The 16,311-nt window shown below is 45.4% G+C and carries 13 protein-coding genes and 1 tRNA gene; all 14 read left to right on the top strand.

Features of this window, described 5'->3' with window-relative positions:
• A partial coding sequence (locus tag J3998_RS12530; protein WP_243750658.1) for an EF-Tu C-terminal domain-related protein occupies positions 1–732 on the top strand: 732 nt, incomplete at its 5' end.
• A 55-nt stretch (positions 733–787) separates the two neighbouring features.
• Positions 788–864, top strand: a tRNA-Trp gene (locus J3998_RS12525).
• Positions 865–930: 66 nt separating this feature from the next.
• Positions 931–1,314: a preprotein translocase subunit SecE gene (gene secE, locus J3998_RS12520; RefSeq protein WP_208151012.1), complete on the top strand. Its 384-nt coding sequence runs from the start codon at positions 931–933 to the stop codon at positions 1,312–1,314.
• Between the two features lies 1 nt (position 1,315).
• Positions 1,316–1,849, top strand: coding sequence for a transcription termination/antitermination protein NusG (nusG, locus tag J3998_RS12515; protein ID WP_208151011.1), 534 nt, complete (start codon positions 1,316–1,318; stop codon positions 1,847–1,849).
• A 73-nt stretch (positions 1,850–1,922) separates the two neighbouring features.
• Positions 1,923–2,351, top strand: a complete 429-nt coding sequence (rplK, locus tag J3998_RS12510) for a 50S ribosomal protein L11 (protein WP_208151010.1) — start codon at positions 1,923–1,925, stop codon at positions 2,349–2,351.
• A 5-nt stretch (positions 2,352–2,356) separates the two neighbouring features.
• Positions 2,357–3,046, top strand: coding sequence for a 50S ribosomal protein L1 (gene rplA, locus J3998_RS12505; RefSeq protein WP_208151009.1), 690 nt, complete (start codon positions 2,357–2,359; stop codon positions 3,044–3,046).
• A 181-nt stretch (positions 3,047–3,227) separates the two neighbouring features.
• Positions 3,228–3,725 carry a 50S ribosomal protein L10 gene (gene rplJ, locus J3998_RS12500; protein WP_208151008.1) on the top strand — a complete coding sequence of 166 codons (498 nt, stop codon included), beginning with the start codon at positions 3,228–3,230 and terminating at the stop codon, positions 3,723–3,725.
• Positions 3,726–3,780: 55 nt separating this feature from the next.
• Positions 3,781–4,149 carry a 50S ribosomal protein L7/L12 gene (gene rplL / locus J3998_RS12495; RefSeq protein ID WP_208151007.1) on the top strand — a complete coding sequence of 123 codons (369 nt, stop codon included), beginning with the start codon at positions 3,781–3,783 and terminating at the stop codon, positions 4,147–4,149.
• Between the two features lie 217 nt (positions 4,150–4,366).
• On the top strand, positions 4,367–8,425 hold the full coding sequence (rpoB, locus tag J3998_RS12490; RefSeq protein ID WP_208151006.1) for a DNA-directed RNA polymerase subunit beta: 4,059 nt from the start codon (positions 4,367–4,369) through the stop codon (positions 8,423–8,425).
• Complete coding sequence (gene rpoC / locus J3998_RS12485) at positions 8,425–12,657, top strand: DNA-directed RNA polymerase subunit beta' (RefSeq protein ID WP_208151005.1); 4,233 nt, start codon at positions 8,425–8,427, stop codon at positions 12,655–12,657. The genes rpoB and rpoC overlap by 1 nt, the downstream gene beginning before the upstream one ends.
• A 144-nt stretch (positions 12,658–12,801) precedes the next feature.
• The gene (rpsL, locus tag J3998_RS12480; protein WP_208151004.1) at positions 12,802–13,173 is read left to right on the top strand and encodes a 30S ribosomal protein S12; all 372 of its coding nucleotides are present in this window, start codon (positions 12,802–12,804) and stop codon (positions 13,171–13,173) included.
• A gap of 81 nt (positions 13,174–13,254) precedes the next feature.
• Positions 13,255–13,728: a 30S ribosomal protein S7 gene (gene rpsG / locus J3998_RS12475; protein ID WP_208151003.1), complete on the top strand. Its 474-nt coding sequence runs from the start codon at positions 13,255–13,257 to the stop codon at positions 13,726–13,728.
• A 63-nt stretch (positions 13,729–13,791) separates the two neighbouring features.
• Positions 13,792–15,903 carry an elongation factor G gene (gene fusA, locus J3998_RS12470; protein WP_208151002.1) on the top strand — a complete coding sequence of 704 codons (2,112 nt, stop codon included), beginning with the start codon at positions 13,792–13,794 and terminating at the stop codon, positions 15,901–15,903.
• Positions 15,904–15,964: 61 nt separating this feature from the next.
• The coding region (locus J3998_RS12465; RefSeq protein ID WP_243750663.1) for a GTP-binding protein at positions 15,965–16,311 on the top strand (347 nt) is incomplete at its 3' end.

Below are 16,311 nucleotides of genomic sequence, written 5' to 3'. Positions count from 1 at the left end.
ATGGAAGTACGTGAGCTTCTAGACGAATACGAATTCCCAGGTGACGATACGCCAGTAATCATCGGTTCTGCGCTTAAAGCAATCGAAGGTGACGCGGCATACGTTGAAAAAATTGGTGAACTAGTTGAAGCACTAGATACTTACATCCCAGAGCCAGAGCGTGAAACTGACAAGCCATTCCTAATGCCGGTAGAAGACATCTTCTCTATCCAGGGTCGTGGTACGGTTGCAACGGGTCGTGTAGAGACTGGTGTTATCAAAGTTGGTGAAGAGATCGAGATCGTTGGTATCCGTGATACTCAAACTACAACGGTTACTGGTGTTGAGATGTTCCGTAAGCTGCTTGACCAAGGTGAAGCAGGTGATAACGTAGGTATCCTACTACGTGGTACTAAGCGTGAAGACATCGAGCGTGGTCAAGTACTTGCACACAAAGGTACTGTAAACCCACATACTAAGTTCGAAGCTGAAGTCTATGTGCTATCAAAAGATGAAGGTGGTCGTCATACACCATTCTTCAACGGTTACCGTCCACAGTTCTACTTCCGTACAACTGACGTAACTGGTGCATGTGAACTACCAGCAGGTACAGAAATGGTTATGCCTGGTGATAACGTTCAAATGACTGTAGAACTAATTAACCCAATCGCGATGTCAGACGGTCTACGTTTCGCAATCCGTGAAGGTGGTCGTACAGTTGGTGCAGGTGTTGTTGCGAAAATTATCGAGTAACACTTGAACCGGCAGAAAAAGCGCTGTATAATGCGCTTTTTTTGCGAATAGCTACAGGGGTATAGCTCCAATTGGCAGAGCACCGGATTCCAAATCCGGGTGTTGGGGGTTCGAATCCCTCTACCCCTGCCACATTCAATAACGACCTGCATTTTTAACTAAATGCGGGTCGTTTTTTTACCTAAGCCGATAGATTTTATGAGTAAAGAACCGAGTACACAAACCGCTAGTTCACAACTTGATACAGTGAAATTAGTTGCCGCTTTGGCGGTATTAGTTTTGACATTAGTGGGTTACTACACCTTTGATCAGATGCACGCTGTAGTGCGCGTTCTTGGTTTAGTGGCTGGTGCTGCAGTGGCAGTGTTTATTTTTTACCAGACAACTATCGGTAAGAGCTGGTTTCAGTATCTTTCGCATGCTAAACGTGAAGTGCGCCAAGTTGTTTGGCCAACTCGTCCAGAAACCGTACAGATGACCTTGATTGTGTTCGTGGTTGTAATTTTGATGGGTATCTTCTTATGGTTGGTTGATATGTTCTTCTTATGGGCAGTCAAGCTATTAACAGGACAAGGTGGTTAAGATGGCGCAACGTTGGTATGTCGTTCATGCTTATTCAGGGTATGAAAAGAAAGTACAAAAGGCTTTAGCAGAATACATCGAACGTTCTGGTTTAGAGCAGATGTTCGGCGAAATCCTAGTTCCTTCCGAGGAAGTGGTTGAGATTCGCGAAGGGAAAAAGCGTACTTCAGAACGTAAGTTCTTCCCGGGTTATGTATTGGTGCAAATGGATATGAATGAAGAAACTTGGCATTTGGTGAAAAGTGTTCCAAATGTTATGGGCTTCATTGGCGGTACTTCTGATCGTCCTGCGCCGATTACGCAGAAAGAAGTGGATCGTATTCTTGAGCGTGTGAGCTCGAATACCGATAAACCGCGTCCAAAAGTTATTTACGAAGCGGGCGAAATGGTTCGCGTGGTCGATGGTCCTTTTAAAGACTTTGAAGCAGTCATTGAAGGTGTTGATTACGACAAAAACAAATTACAAGTTTCTGTACTTATCTTTGGTCGATCTACGCCGGTTGAACTTGAGTTCACCCAAGTAGAGAAAACCTAAAAAGTCAGTATTATTTAAACGGGAAGTGAAAGGCGAGAGTCGAGTAACGTTATACCCAAATTAGGAGAAAATCATGGCTAAGAAAGTCGCTGGTTATATCAAACTGCAAGTACCTGCGGGTAATGCAAACCCTAGTCCTCCGGTTGGTCCTGCTCTAGGTCAACACGGTGTTAATATCATGGAATTCTGTAAAGCGTTCAACGCGCAAACTCAGGAAATGGAGAAAGGTCTTCCAATTCCTGTAATCATTACAGTTTTCGCTGATAAGTCTTTCACTTTTGTTACTAAGACTCCTCCGGCATCTATTCTTCTTAAGAAAGCTGCGGGTATCAAGTCTGGTTCTGCTGTTCCTAACATGAACAAAGTTGGTACGGTTACTCGTGCTCAACTAGAAGAAATCGCTAACACTAAGATGGCTGATTTGAACGCTAACGATCTAGATGCGGCGGTTAACATTATCGCTGGTTCTGCTCGTTCAATGGGCTTGAATGTTGAGGGTTAATGACGATGGCAAAACTAACTAAAAAACAAAAGTTGATCGCTGAAAAAGTAGACCGTAATGCGTCTTACAATATCATCGAAGGTATCAACCTGGTTAAAGAACTAGCGACTGCTAAGTTCACTGAATCTGTTGATGTTTCTATCCGTCTTGGTATCGATCCTCGTAAATCTGACCAAGTTGTGCGTGGTGCGACAGTTATGCCTAACGGTACTGGTAAAGACGTTCGCGTTGCAGTATTCACTGGTGAAGCTAACCAAGCCGCTGCGAAAGAAGCGGGTGCAGAATTCGTTGGTATGGAAGAGCTTGCTGCTGAAATCAAAGGCGGCATGATGGATTTCGACGTAGTTATCGCTTCTCCGGACGCGATGCGTGTTGTTGGTATGCTAGGTCAGGTTCTAGGTCCGCGTGGTCTAATGCCTAACCCTAAGACTGGTACGGTAACTCCAGACGTAGTTGGTGCAATCAACAACGCTAAAGCGGGTCAAGTGCGTTTCCGTGCAGATAAAGCGGGTATTGTTCACGCTTCTATCGGTACAGTTGCGTTTGAAGCTGACAAGCTGAAAGAAAACTTAAATGCCTTAATGGATGACCTAGTTAAAGCAAAACCTGCTTCAGCTAAAGGGACATACGTTAAGAAAGTGACTGTTTCTTCAACAATGGGTCCAGGCCTAGCTGTTGATCAGTCATCACTATAATAATGGTTGCGCCTAATTTATTAGGTGCAGGCATTATTTGCGAATTGGGTCTCCAATCAAGTTTGATTTGTGAGTGCCCATCGCAGACCGTAGGCGAGCGCAAGACGCGTTCTTAATAGTAATAAGCCTACGCAGATGGACAGGTTAGATAAGCCATTTATCTAACTGTTTTGGAGGTTATATGGCACTCAATATTCAAGATAAAAAGCAAATCGTTGAAGAAGTTTCTGCTGTTGCAGCAGAAGCGGGTTCAATGGTTGCAGCTGAATATCGTGGTTTGACTGTAGAGCAAATGACCAACCTTCGTGCTGAAGCGCGCAAAGCAAACGTTCAAATCCGTGTTGTTAAAAACACGCTTGTACGTCGCGCGGTTGAAGGCACTAAATTTGAAGACATGGCAGATACCTTTACTGGTCCGCTAGTTTACGCTTTCTCTGGCGAAGAACTAGGTAACGCTGCTCGTGTATTCAAAAACTTTGCAAAAGACAACGACGCACTAGTTGTACGTTCACTATCTATTGGTGAAGGTTGCATGGGTGCTGAGTCTCTAGCTCAGGTTGCTGCTCTACCTACTTACGACGAAGCTGTAGCGAAACTTCTATTCGTTATGAAAGAGCCTGTTGCGAAACTTGCTCGCGCACTTACTGCGATTAACGAACAAAAAGAAGCTCAAGCTTAATTTATTTTTAAAACTTAATTATCAAATCTAACTGATTAAAAATTTGGAGATTACAATGTCTGTATCTAAAGATGATATCCTAGAAGCAGTTGCTAATATGTCTGTAATGGAAGTTGTTGAACTAGTTGAAGCAATGGAAGAAAAATTCGGCGTTTCTGCTGCAGCTATGGTTGCTGCTGGTCCTGCTGGTGACGCTGGTTCTGCTGAAGAACAAACTGAATTTGACGTAGTTCTTACTTCTGCTGGCGACAACAAAGTTGCAGCGATCAAAGCGGTACGTGGTGCAACTGGTCTTGGTCTTAAAGAAGCGAAAGCAGCTGTTGAAGGCGCGCCTTTCACTCTTAAAGAAGGTGTTTCTAAAGCTGAAGCTGAAGCGATGGCTAACGACCTTAAAGAAGCTGGTATCGGCGTCGAAGTTAAGTAATTTGACTTCTAAAGCTGGTTTTCAGCAAGAATTGGCTGGTGTATTTTACACCGGCCTTTTCTCGTTTTAACAGTGTGTAAAAGTGTGTTAGTAAGCTGTTGATAACTTTTCTGGATTTTGATCGGAAAGCTACCACAGTTTTATGCATTTATTCCGTAACAGATTGTTACCGGGCATAAGCCCATTTTCCTGACAATCTTTATCGTCGAGGTAAACGATGACTTACTCTTTAACTGAAAAGAAACGCGTCCGTAAGGATTTTGCGACGCGCCCATCGATTCTTGAAGTTCCTTATTTGCTGTCCTTGCAGAAGGGCTCATTCCACGAGTTTCTACAACTTGAGAAAAAACCTGCTGAACGCCTAAATATGGGTCTTCATGCTGCTTTCTCTTCGGTATTCCCGATTGAAGGTGTTGCTGGTACTGCTGATCTTGAATATGTGAGTTATCACATGGGTCAGCCAGAGTTTGACGTTAAAGAATGTAAGCAACGTGGTGTCACTTACGCTGCACCGCTTCGCGTTAAGATGCGTCTGGTTATCTATGATAAAGATGCGCCGGCCGGCAAGCGTCCGGTTAAAGACATGAAAGAACAAGAGGTATATCTAGGAGATATTCCTCTAATGACCGATAACGGTACTTTCGTTATTAACGGTACCGAGCGTGTAATCGTAACTCAGTTACACCGTTCACCGGGTGTTATCTTCGATAGCGATAAAGGTAAGTCGCACACTTCTGGTAAGTTGCTATTTAATGCACGTATCATCCCTTACCGTGGTTCTTGGTTAGATTTCGAGTTTGACCATAACGATTGTATCTTCACGCGTATTGACCGTCGTCGTAAGCTACCTGTTTCTGTATTGCTACGCGCAATGGGCTACAGCAATGAAGATATTCTTGGGCTGTTCTTCGATACCAATACAATCGAAATCACCAAAGATTCATTTAAGATGGCATTGGACATCACTCAGTTCAAAGGGATGGAAATGCCGTTTGACCTTGAGCATAAGGGTGAAGTTCTGTGTGAAGCTGGTAAGAAGGTTACTGCTCGTACTGTTAAGCAAGTCGAAGCTGCCGGCATCAAAACCATTACCGTTCCAGCGGATTATCTAATCGGTAAAGTATTGGCTTCAGGGATTATCGATAAAGATAGCGGTGAGCTAGTTGCACGTACCAACGATATTCTGACTGCGGAAAGCATTGCTAAAATTTCTAGCATGACGGGCACTTCAATCAAGATTCTTTATATTGATGAGCTTGAGAATGGTCCTTATCTATCTGACACTTTAAATTTAGATAGCACGACTTCGCAAACTGAAGCGCAGATGGAAATCTACCGCATGATGCGTCCTGGTGAGCCGCCAACTCAAGAATCTTCACAAGCGCTATTTGAAAGCTTGTTCTTCGATGAAGCGCGTTATGATCTGTCTAACGTCGGTCGTATGAAGTTAAACCGTCGTCTAGGTCGTAATGAAAATGACGGTAATGTTGTTCTTGATAACGAAGACATCATTGATGTTATTCGCGAGATGATTAACATCCGTAACGGTCACAGCACAATCGATGATATTGATACCCTTGGTAACCGTCGTATCCGTGCGGTGGGTGAAATGGCTGAAAACGCATTCCGTGTTGGTTTGGTTCGTGTTGAGCGCGCGGTTAAAGAGCGCCTGAACCAAGCTGAATCTGATGGTCTAATGCCACAAGATTTAATTAACGCTAAACCGGTTTCGGCAGCGATTAAAGAATTCTTTGGTTCGTCACAGCTTTCTCAGTTCATGGACCAAGTTAACCCGCTTTCGGAAGTTACTCACAAACGTCGTGTCTCGGCGCTTGGGCCAGGTGGTCTAACGCGTGAGCGTGCCGGTTTTGAGGTGCGTGACGTTCACCCAACTCACTATGGTCGTGTTTGTCCGATAGAAACACCTGAAGGACCAAACATCGGTCTTATCAACACCTTAGCAATTTATGCTAAGACGAACGAGTACGGTTTCCTAGAAACGCCGTATCGTAAAGTTGTTGATGGTCAGGTTACTGATGAAATTGAATATGTTTCGGCAATCGACGAAGCTCAGTTTGTTATCGCTCAGGCGTCGGCAAACGTTGATGCGGACGGTAAGTTTGTTGAAAACCTAGTTTCAGCTCGTCATCAAAACGAATTTACGCTGTCTTCATCTAAAGATGTTGACTACATGGACGTTTCACCGAAGCAGATCGTATCGGTCGCAGCGGCATTGATTCCGTTCCTTGAGCACGATGATGCTAACCGTGCCCTAATGGGTGCCAACATGCAGCGTCAGGCAGTCCCGTGTCTGCGTGCTGAAAAACCTCTGGTCGGTACCGGTATTGAGAAGACCGTTGCTATCGACTCGGGTGTAACCGTGGTTGCTGAGCGTGGCGGTGAAATTCTTTCATCTGATTCGGCACGTATTGTTGTGCGTGTAAACCAAGACGAAATCGGTGCCGGTGAGTCAGGTGTTGATATCTATAACCTAGTTAAGTACCAGCGTTCTAACCAGAACACCTGTATTAACCAGCGTCCGGTTGTTAAGGCTGGCGATATCGTTAAGCGCGGCGACGTTATGGCTGACGGTCCTTCAACGGATCTAGGTGAGTTGGCGCTTGGTCAGAACATGCGTATCGCGTTCATGCCGTGGAACGGTTATAACTTCGAAGACTCGATTCTAGTTTCTGAGCGTGTTGTACAGGAAGATCGTTACACCACGATTCACATTGAAGAGTTAACCTGTCTGGCACGTGATACTAAGCTTGGGCCTGAAGAAATTACTGCCGATATTCCAAACGTTGGTGAGTCTGCGCTAGCGCGTCTAGATGAGTGCGGTATCGTACAAGTTGGTGCTGAAGTTAAGCAGGGCGATATCCTGGTTGGTAAGGTTACTCCGAAAGGTGAAACTCAGCTAACTCCGGAAGAGAAGCTACTACGTGCAATCTTCGGTGAGAAAGCATCTGATGTTAAAGATACCTCTCTACGTGTTACTAAAGGTGTTGAAGGTACGGTAATCGACGTTCAAGTCTTTACTCGTGAAGGTATTGAGAAAGACGCGCGTGCGTTGTCTATCCAAGAAGACGAGCTGTCGCAAATCCGTAAGGACATTGACGAGCAGTACAAAATTCTTGAGGCAGATACCATTGGCCGTCTACGCGGCATGCTAACGGGTCTTAAGCTGGTTGACGGTACGGCAATTGATGAGTCATTCCTAGAAACCGTTCCGGCTGAACGTTGGTTCGGTCTGAACGTTGACGATGCAGAGATGATGCAGCAGCTTGAAGCGCTAGAGAAGCACTTGAAAGACAAGCGTAAAGCATTCAATGAAGCCTACGAAGAGAAGCGTAAGAAACTAACTCAAGGCGATGATTTGGCGCCGGGTGTTTCGAAGATGGTTAAGGTTTACGTTGCGATTAAGCGTCGTATCCAGCCTGGTGATAAGATGGCCGGTCGTCACGGTAACAAAGGTGTTATCTCGCGTATTGCACCGGTTGAAGATATGCCATTTGATGAAACCGGTCGTCCGGTTGATATCTGTTTGAACCCGCTAGGTGTACCGTCACGTATGAACGTTGGTCAGATCCTGGAAGTTCACATGGGTCTAGCGGCTGAAGGTCTTGGTGCGAAAATCAATGACATGATTCAGCAGCAGAAAGACATGGCGGAAATCCGTGCTTTCTTACATACCATTTATAACGAGACGCAAGGTCAGAATGTTGATCTAGATAGCTTCTCTGATGAAGAAATTACCGAGCTAGCAATGAATTTGCGTAAAGGTGTTCCACTGGCGTCACCAGTATTTGATGGTGCGACGGAAGGACAGATTAAGGCATTGTTACGTCTAGCGGATCTGCCGGAATCTGGTCAGATGAAACTGTTTGACGGTCTAAGCGGTGATGAGTTCGATCGTCCGGTAACCGTTGGTTACATGTACTATCTGAAACTTAACCACTTGGTTGACGATAAGATGCACGCCCGTTCGACTGGTCCTTACTCGCTTGTTACTCAGCAGCCGCTGGGTGGTAAAGCGCAGTTCGGTGGTCAGCGTTTCGGTGAGATGGAAGTATGGGCACTGGAAGCATACGGTGCAGCCTTCACTCTACAAGAAATGCTGACGGTTAAGTCGGATGACCTGACTGGTCGTACCAAAATGTATAAAAACATTGTTGATGGTAACGAATATATGGAACCTGGTATGCCTGAGTCATTCAGCGTACTGCGCAAAGAGATTCGCGCCCTAGGTATTGATATTGAGTTGGAGCAAGAATAATGAAAGATTTAATTGGTTTTCTGAAAAAACAGAACGTATCAAGTGACTTTGATGCAATCAAAGTAACCCTTGCTTCACCTGAGAAGATTCGTTCTTGGTCTTACGGCGAAGTGAAAAAGCCTGAGACCATTAACTACCGTACCTTCAAACCGGAGCGTGATGGTCTTTTCTGTGCCAAGATTTTCGGGCCGATCCGCGACTTCGAATGTTTGTGTGGTAAATACAAGCGTCTGAAGCACCGTGGTGTTATCTGTGAAAAATGTGGTGTTGAAGTAACGCAATCTAAAGTACGTCGTGAGCGTATGGGTCACATTGACCTAGCGACTTCTGTTGCACACATCTGGTTCTTGAAATCGCTGCCGTCACGTATCGGTTTGATGTTGGACATGACGCTAAAAGAAATCGAAGCGGTTCTATACTTCGAAGCGTTTATGGTGACTGACCCAGGTCTGACTCCGATGGAGCCATGGCAGTTGCTTTCTGAAGAAGAGTATCTAGATGCACTTGAAGAGCACGGTGACGAGTTTGAAGCGCAAATGGGTGCCGAAGCAATCAAGAAAATGCTACAAGCAATCGATCTTGAATATGAAGCAGAGCACCTGCGCACAGAGATGGATAACACCAACTCTGAAACCAAGCAGAAGAAACTGTCTAAGCGTTTGAAGCTAATCGAATCTTTCCTACAGTCGGGTAACAAGCCTGAATGGATGATTCTTGATGTGCTGCCGGTTCTTCCGCCTGAACTACGTCCTCTAGTTCCGCTTGATGGTGGTCGTTTTGCGACTTCGGATTTGAACGACCTTTATCGTCGTGTTATCAATCGTAACAACCGTCTTAAGCGTCTGCTAGACCTTATGGCGCCGGATATTATCGTACGTAACGAGAAGCGTATGCTTCAGGAGTCAGTTGACTCGCTATTAGATAACGGTCGTCGTGGTCGTGCGGTAACCGGTACCAACAAGCGTCAGCTTAAATCTTTGGCAGATATGATCAAAGGTAAGCAAGGTCGTTTCCGTCAAAACCTTCTTGGTAAGCGTGTTGACTACTCTGGTCGTTCGGTAATCGTGGTTGGACCAACATTGCGTCTACACCAGTGTGGTCTACCGAAGAAAATGGCATTGGAGCTATTCAAACCGTTTATCTTCAGTCGTCTGCAAAAACGTGGTCTAGCACCAACGATTAAAGCAGCTAAGAAAATGGTAGAGATGAGTTTGCCGGAAGTATGGGATGTTCTTGATGAAGTTATCCGCGAGCATCCGGTACTGCTTAACCGTGCCCCGACGCTTCACCGTCTTGGTATCCAGGCGTTTGAACCAGTGCTGATCGAAGGTAAAGCGATCAACCTACACCCGCTAGTATGTTCGGCATTCAATGCCGACTTCGATGGTGACCAAATGGCTGTTCACGTTCCGTTATCACTAGAAGCGCAGCTTGAAGCGCGTACGCTAATGATGTCGACCAACAACTTACTATCGCCTGCAAACGGTGACCCAATCATCGTACCTTCGCAGGACGTTGTACTTGGTCTTTACTATATTTCGCGCGAACGTATTAATGCGAAAGGTGAAGATATGGCGTTCTCAAGCTGGCAGGAAGCTGAGCGTGCATTGACTGCTAAGGCCGTGGATATTCACACCAAAATCAAACTTCGTATTAATGAAGTTGTGGTTGATGAAGAAGGTGTGGAAAGTGCTGGAACGCGCGTGGTTGATACCACTGTTGGTCGTGCACTATTAAGCCGTATCTTGCCACGTGGTTTAAGCTATGACTTAATCAATGTTAACTTGACTAAGAAGAATATCTCTAAAGTACTTAACGAGTGTTACCGTAAATTAGGGCCGAAAGAGACGGTTATTTTCGCTGACCAACTTATGTATGCCGGTTTCAAATGGTCGACTCTAGCGGGTCTATCATTCTGTTCTGACGATATGTTAATCCCGGATTCAAAAGCGGGCATTATCGAGCGTGCCGATGCACAGGTTGAAGAGATTCAGAACCAGTTTGCACAAGGTTTGGTTACTGAAGGTGAGCGTTACAACAAAGTTGTTGATATCTGGTCGCACACCAATGAATTAGTTACTAAGTCGATGATGGAAGAGCTACAAACCGAAACGGTTGTGGATAAAGAAGGTCAAGAGCAGAAGCAGACCTCTTTCAACTCGGTTTACATGATGGCGGATTCCGGAGCGCGTGGTAGTGTGGCGCAGATGCGTCAGCTTGGTGGTATGCGTGGTCTGATGGCGAAACCGGATGGTTCGATCATCGAAACGCCGATTACCGCTAACTTCCGTGAGGGTCTAAACGTACTTCAGTACTTTATCTCGACGCACGGTGCACGTAAAGGTCTTGCGGATACCGCTCTGAAAACAGCTAACTCTGGTTATCTAACACGCCGTCTAGTCGACGTTGCACAGGATGTTGTGGTAACAGAAACTGACTGTGGTACCGATGTCGGTATTCGTATGTCTGCACACGTTGAAGGTGGTGACATCATTGAATCACTGCGTGACCGTGTTCTAGGTCGTGTACTGGCTGAAGATGTCATGACCGCCAAAGGCGAATTGCTAATGGAGAAAGGGACGCTAATCGACGAGAAGCTGGCGAATATGATTGATGATAATGGTGTTGACCATGTCTTCGTTCGTTCGCCAATGACTTGTGAAACGCGTTTCGGTATCTGTCAGACTTGTTATGGTCGTGACCTTGCTCGTGGTCAGTTAGTTAACATGGGTGAAGCTGTCGGTGTTATGGCTGCCCAGTCTATCGGTGAACCAGGTACTCAGCTAACCATGCGTACTTTCCATATCGGTGGTACGGCTTCTGGTTCTGCGGCGCAGAGCTCGATCGAAGTTAAGCACACGGGTACGGTTAAGTATTACAACCTGAAAACCCTGACTAACTCTGAAGGTCAAATCGTTGCGACATCACGTTCTGGTGAAGTGTCAGTGATGGATGAGTCTGGTCGTGAACAAGAGCGCTATAAGTTGAACTATGGTTCAATCTTGAACATTAAAGATGGCGGCGCAATCAAGGCCGGCGATGTTCTAGCGAACTGGGATCCGCATACTCACCCAATCGTAACTGAAGCGGAAGGTATGATTAACTTCGGTAACTTCGAAGGCACGGTTGAAGAGCGTCTTGATGAAGTAACCGGTCTGACTTCGCGTGTTGTTAAAGATGCGAAAGAGCGTTCATCGGTTGCTAAGGATGTACGTCCTTATATCGAACTTGTCGATGCAGCAGGGGAAGCGGTTTGTTTCCCTGGTACGCAAACACCGGCGATGTACTATCTTCCTGAAAATGCGATTGTTGTCGTTCAAGCTGGCGACAAGATCGGTAAGGGTGATGTATTGGCGCGTATCCCGCAAGCATCGTCGAAAAACAAAGATATCACCGGTGGTCTACCTCGTGTTGCTGACCTGTTTGAAGCCCGTCAGCCAAAAGAGCCGGCTATTATGGCTGAGGTACCTGGTGTTATCGGTTTCGGTAAAGAGACTAAAGGTAAACAACGTCTGACTATCACTCAAGATAGTGGCGAAATTTACGAAACGCTAATTCCTAAGTGGCGTACCGTTAGCGTGTTCGAAGGTGAGCGCGTTGAGAAGGGTGATATCGTGGTTGAAGGTAACTCAAATCCACATGATATTCTGCGTCTACTAGGTATTGAAAAACTTGCGGAATACATTGTTGACGAAGTGCAAGATGTGTACCGTCTGCAAGGGGTTAAGATCAACGATAAGCACATCGAGACTATTGTTCGTCAGATGTTGCGTAAAGTTGAAGTTAAGTCCTCTGGTGATACCGGCCTTATCCGCGGTGAGCAAGCTGAATACTCGCGCGTTCTTGGTTTGAACGAAGAAGCGCGAGAAGAAGGTAAGGTTGAAGCAAGCTTTGAGCGTGTGCTTCTGGGTATTACTAAAGCGTCTCTGGCAACCGAGTCATTTATCTCGGCAGCCTCGTTCCAAGAGACAACTCGTGTATTAACCGAAGCGGCAGTTTCTGGTAAGCGCGATACGTTGGTTGGTTTGAAAGAGAACGTTATTGTTGGTCGATTGATTCCTGCGGGTACCGGTTTCGCTTATCACAAAGCACGCCGTAATGCGCAAGAGAAATCGGCAGAAGAACTGAAAGCATTTTTGAACGCAGATGCTCCGGCAGATGATGTTGAAGAAGGTATTAGTGAAGAAATGCTAGAAGTTATGGTTGGCGAAGAGCAACCTGTTGAAGAGTAATTTAAAATAAATTCAAGCAGTTAGTGCTTGACTTATTTAAATTACCTCACTAAAATTCGCTTTCCTTATACGTAGGTCAAATTGATTTTGGCCTACAGCTTCGTTTATGTGTAAGAGTAAAATCTCAAATTTGGAGAAATTTTAATGGCTACTATTAACCAGTTGGTGCGTAAGCCGCGTAAAGATAAGCGTAAAGTTTCAAACGTTGCAGCGCTTGAGGCATGTCCTCAACGTCGTGGTGTTTGTACGCGTGTTTATACAACAACCCCTAAAAAGCCAAACTCTGCTCTACGTAAAGTTGCGCGTGTACGTTTAACAAACGGATATGAAGTTGCTTCCTACATTGGTGGTGAAGGTCATAACCTACAAGAACACTCGGTTATTCTTATCCGTGGTGGTCGTGTTAAAGATTTGCCTGGTGTACGTTATCACACAGTTCGTGGCGCACTTGACTGTGCCGGTGTTGCTGATCGTAAACAAGGTCGTTCTAAGTACGGTGCGAAACGTCCTAAGTAATCTGTTGAGTTATAAAACTTTAACAGTCGCTTAACATGCGTTCGCAATTTTAGTGTTACATTTATACCGGAAGAGTAAAGAATGGCAAGAAGAAGAGAAATTCCAAAGCGTCAGGTACTACCTGATCCGAAGTTTGGAGACATTACGTTAACGAAATTCGTTAACATGATTATGGTTAGCGGTAAAAAATCCGTTGCTGAAAAAATCGTTTACGGTGCGCTAGATGTTCTAGTTGAACGTAAAAACGGTGGTGAACAAGCTGCCCTTTTGAAAGATGCGCTTGAAGCTGTAGGACCAATGGTTGAGGTTAAATCTCGCCGTGTTGGTGGTGCAACTTACCAAGTACCAGTTGAAGTTCGTCCAGAGCGTAAAACTGCTCTAGCGATGCGCTGGATCGTTGAAGCTGCGCGTAAGCGTAGCGAGAAAGGTATGATGCTTCGTCTAGCAGGTGAGCTAGGTGATGCACTTGAAGGCCGCGGTTCAGCATTCAAGAAAAAAGAAGATACCCACAGAATGGCAGAGGCAAACAAAGCCTTCTCTCATTTCCGTTGGTAATCATCTGCTAATGGAGGCCCTTTTACAGGGCCTTTATTTTTGGTTTAAAAAAGGTTATTTAAAGTGGCACGTAAAACCCCTCTAAATAGATACCGCAATATTGGGATTATGGCCCACATTGATGCGGGTAAAACGACGACTACAGAGCGTATTCTTTACTATACCGGTGTTTCTCATAAAATTGGTGAAACGCATGAAGGTAGTGCAACTATGGACTGGATGGAGCAAGAGCAAGAGCGTGGTATCACAATCACGTCTGCTGCAACGACTTGTTTCTGGTCTGGTATGGCACGTCAGTTTGATGAGCATCGTATTAATATTATCGATACTCCAGGACACGTTGACTTCACAATCGAAGTAGAACGTTCTTTGCGTGTATTGGATGGTGCTGTAACTTGTTTCTGTTCTGTATCAGGTGTTGAACCTCAGTCTGAAACTGTATGGCGTCAAGCTGATAAGTACGGCGTACCTCGTATGGGTTACGTTAATAAAATGGACCGTGCTGGGGCAAACTTCCTGAACGTTTGTAAGATGGTTACAGATCGTCTAGGTGCACAGCCTGTTCCTATGCAGCTACCGATCGGTGCGGAAGAAACTTTCCGTGGTGTAGTTGATCTAGTAAAAATGAAAGCGATCTACTGGGAAGAAGAAAACATGGGTATGGCTTTTACCTATGAAGATATCCCGGCTGACATGCAAGATCTTTGTGACGAGTGGCGTGAGCAACTTGTTGAGACGGCAGCTGAAGCTTCTGAAGAACTTATGGATAAATACCTAGAAGAAGGTGATTTATCTGAAGAAGATATCAAAGCGGGTATCCGTCAGCGTTGTATCGCAGTAGAAATCGTTCCGATGTTCTGCGGTTCATCTTTCAAAAACAAGGGTGTGCAAACGCTTCTTGATGGTGTAATCGAGCTAATGCCGGCACCGACAGATGTACCTGCGATTAAAGGCGAACTAGAAGACGGTACTCCAGTTGAGCGTCACTCAACGGATGATGAGCCGTTTGCTGCACTTGCATTTAAAGTAATGACTGACCCTTATGTTGGTACCCTAACGTTCTTCCGTGTGTACTCAGGTGTGCTAGAAGCTGGTTCTCCAGTAATGAACACTGTTAAGAGTAAGCGTGAGCGTGTTGGTCGTATCCTGCAGATGCACTCAAACTCTCGTGAAGAGATTAAAGAAGTACGTGCTGGTGACATCGCGTGTGCGGTAGGTCTTAAAGATACTACGACTGGTGATACGCTATGTGATATGGATAACCCGGTTATCCTTGAGCGTATGGAATTCCCAGAGCCGGTAATCTCGATCGCAATCGAGCCTAAGACCAAAGCTGACCAAGAGAAAATGGGTATTGCACTAGGTAAACTAGCGGCAGAAGATCCATCTTTCCGTGTTCACACTGACGAAGAAACCAACCAAACAATCATCTCTGGTATGGGTGAGCTTCACCTTGATATCATCGTTGATCGTATGCGTCGTGAATTCAAAGTTGAAGCGAACATCGGTGCGCCACAAGTTTCTTACCGTGAAACGATCCGTCGTGAAGTTGAAGCACACGGTAAATTTGTACGTCAGTCTGGTGGTCGTGGTCAATACGGTCACGTTGTATTCAAAATCCGTCCTCTTCCTGAAGATTCAGAGAAAGAGAACTTTAACTTCATCAACTCGATTGTTGGTGGTGCGGTTCCTAAAGAATACATCGGTGCAGTTGAGAAGGGTGCTAAACAACAGCTTGAAGCTGGTGTTATCGCAGGCTTCCCAATGGTTGACGTTGAAGTTGAGCTGATCGACGGTTCATACCATGATGTTGACTCGAACGAAATGGCGTTCCAAGTTGCAGCGGGTATGGGTGTTAAGAACGGTACAGCAGAAGCTGGTGCGGTTCTACTAGAGCCTCTGATGAAAGTTGAAGTTACTACACCTGAAGAATACATGGGTGATATCATTGGTGACCTTAACCGTCGTCGTGGTATGGTTTCGAGCATGGATGACATTCCGACTGGTAAATCTGTTAAAGCAGAAGTACCGCTTTCGGAGATGTTCGGTTACTCGAACCAAATGCGTTCTTTGACACAAGGTCGTGCTTCTTACAGCATGGAATTCTTGAAGTACTCAGAAGCTCCTAAGAATGTAGCGGATGAAATCATCGCTGCTTCTAAGAAAGGCGAATAATTTAATTTAACTTTTTAACTTTATTTGGGCGCGCAAGCGCCCACTAGCAAAGGTATTTAAAATGGCTAAGGAAAAGTTTGAACGTTCCAAACCACACGTTAACGTTGGTACTATCGGACACGTTGACCATGGTAAAACAACTCTTACTGCAGCGCTAACTATCGTACAGGGTGCGAAGTTCGGTGGTGAAGTAAAAGACTACGCAAACATCGATAACGCTCCAGAAGAGCGTGAGCGTGGTATTACTATCTCAACCGCACACGTTGAGTACGAATCAGAAGCACGTCACTACGCACACGTAGACTGCCCAGGACACGCTGACTATGTTAAAAACATGATCACCGGTGCTGCACAGATGGACGGCGCAATCCTAGTATGTTCTGCTGCGGATGGCCCAATGCCACAGAC

It is taken from the genome of Thiomicrorhabdus marina (genome assembly GCF_017571465.1).
In the GTDB taxonomy this organism is placed as follows: domain Bacteria; phylum Pseudomonadota; class Gammaproteobacteria; order Thiomicrospirales; family Thiomicrospiraceae; genus Thiomicrorhabdus; species Thiomicrorhabdus marina.
This window is presented reverse-complemented; position numbering and strand designations above follow the sequence as displayed.

Bases quoted from the DNA above. Each gene is read 5' to 3' on its own strand.
- secE (WP_208151012.1), top strand. From the start codon at position 931: ATGAGTAAAGAACCGAGTACACAAACCGCTAGTTCACAACTTGATACA.
- nusG (WP_208151011.1), top strand. From the start codon at position 1,316: ATGGCGCAACGTTGGTATGTCGTTCATGCTTATTCAGGGTATGAAAAG.
- rplK (WP_208151010.1), top strand. From the start codon at position 1,923: ATGGCTAAGAAAGTCGCTGGTTATATCAAACTGCAAGTACCTGCGGGT.
- rplA (WP_208151009.1), top strand. From the start codon at position 2,357: ATGGCAAAACTAACTAAAAAACAAAAGTTGATCGCTGAAAAAGTAGAC.
- rplJ (WP_208151008.1), top strand. From the start codon at position 3,228: ATGGCACTCAATATTCAAGATAAAAAGCAAATCGTTGAAGAAGTTTCT.
- rplL (WP_208151007.1), top strand. From the start codon at position 3,781: ATGTCTGTATCTAAAGATGATATCCTAGAAGCAGTTGCTAATATGTCT.
- rpoB (WP_208151006.1), top strand. From the start codon at position 4,367: ATGACTTACTCTTTAACTGAAAAGAAACGCGTCCGTAAGGATTTTGCG.
- rpoC (WP_208151005.1), top strand. From the start codon at position 8,425: ATGAAAGATTTAATTGGTTTTCTGAAAAAACAGAACGTATCAAGTGAC.
- rpsL (WP_208151004.1), top strand. From the start codon at position 12,802: ATGGCTACTATTAACCAGTTGGTGCGTAAGCCGCGTAAAGATAAGCGT.
- rpsG (WP_208151003.1), top strand. From the start codon at position 13,255: ATGGCAAGAAGAAGAGAAATTCCAAAGCGTCAGGTACTACCTGATCCG.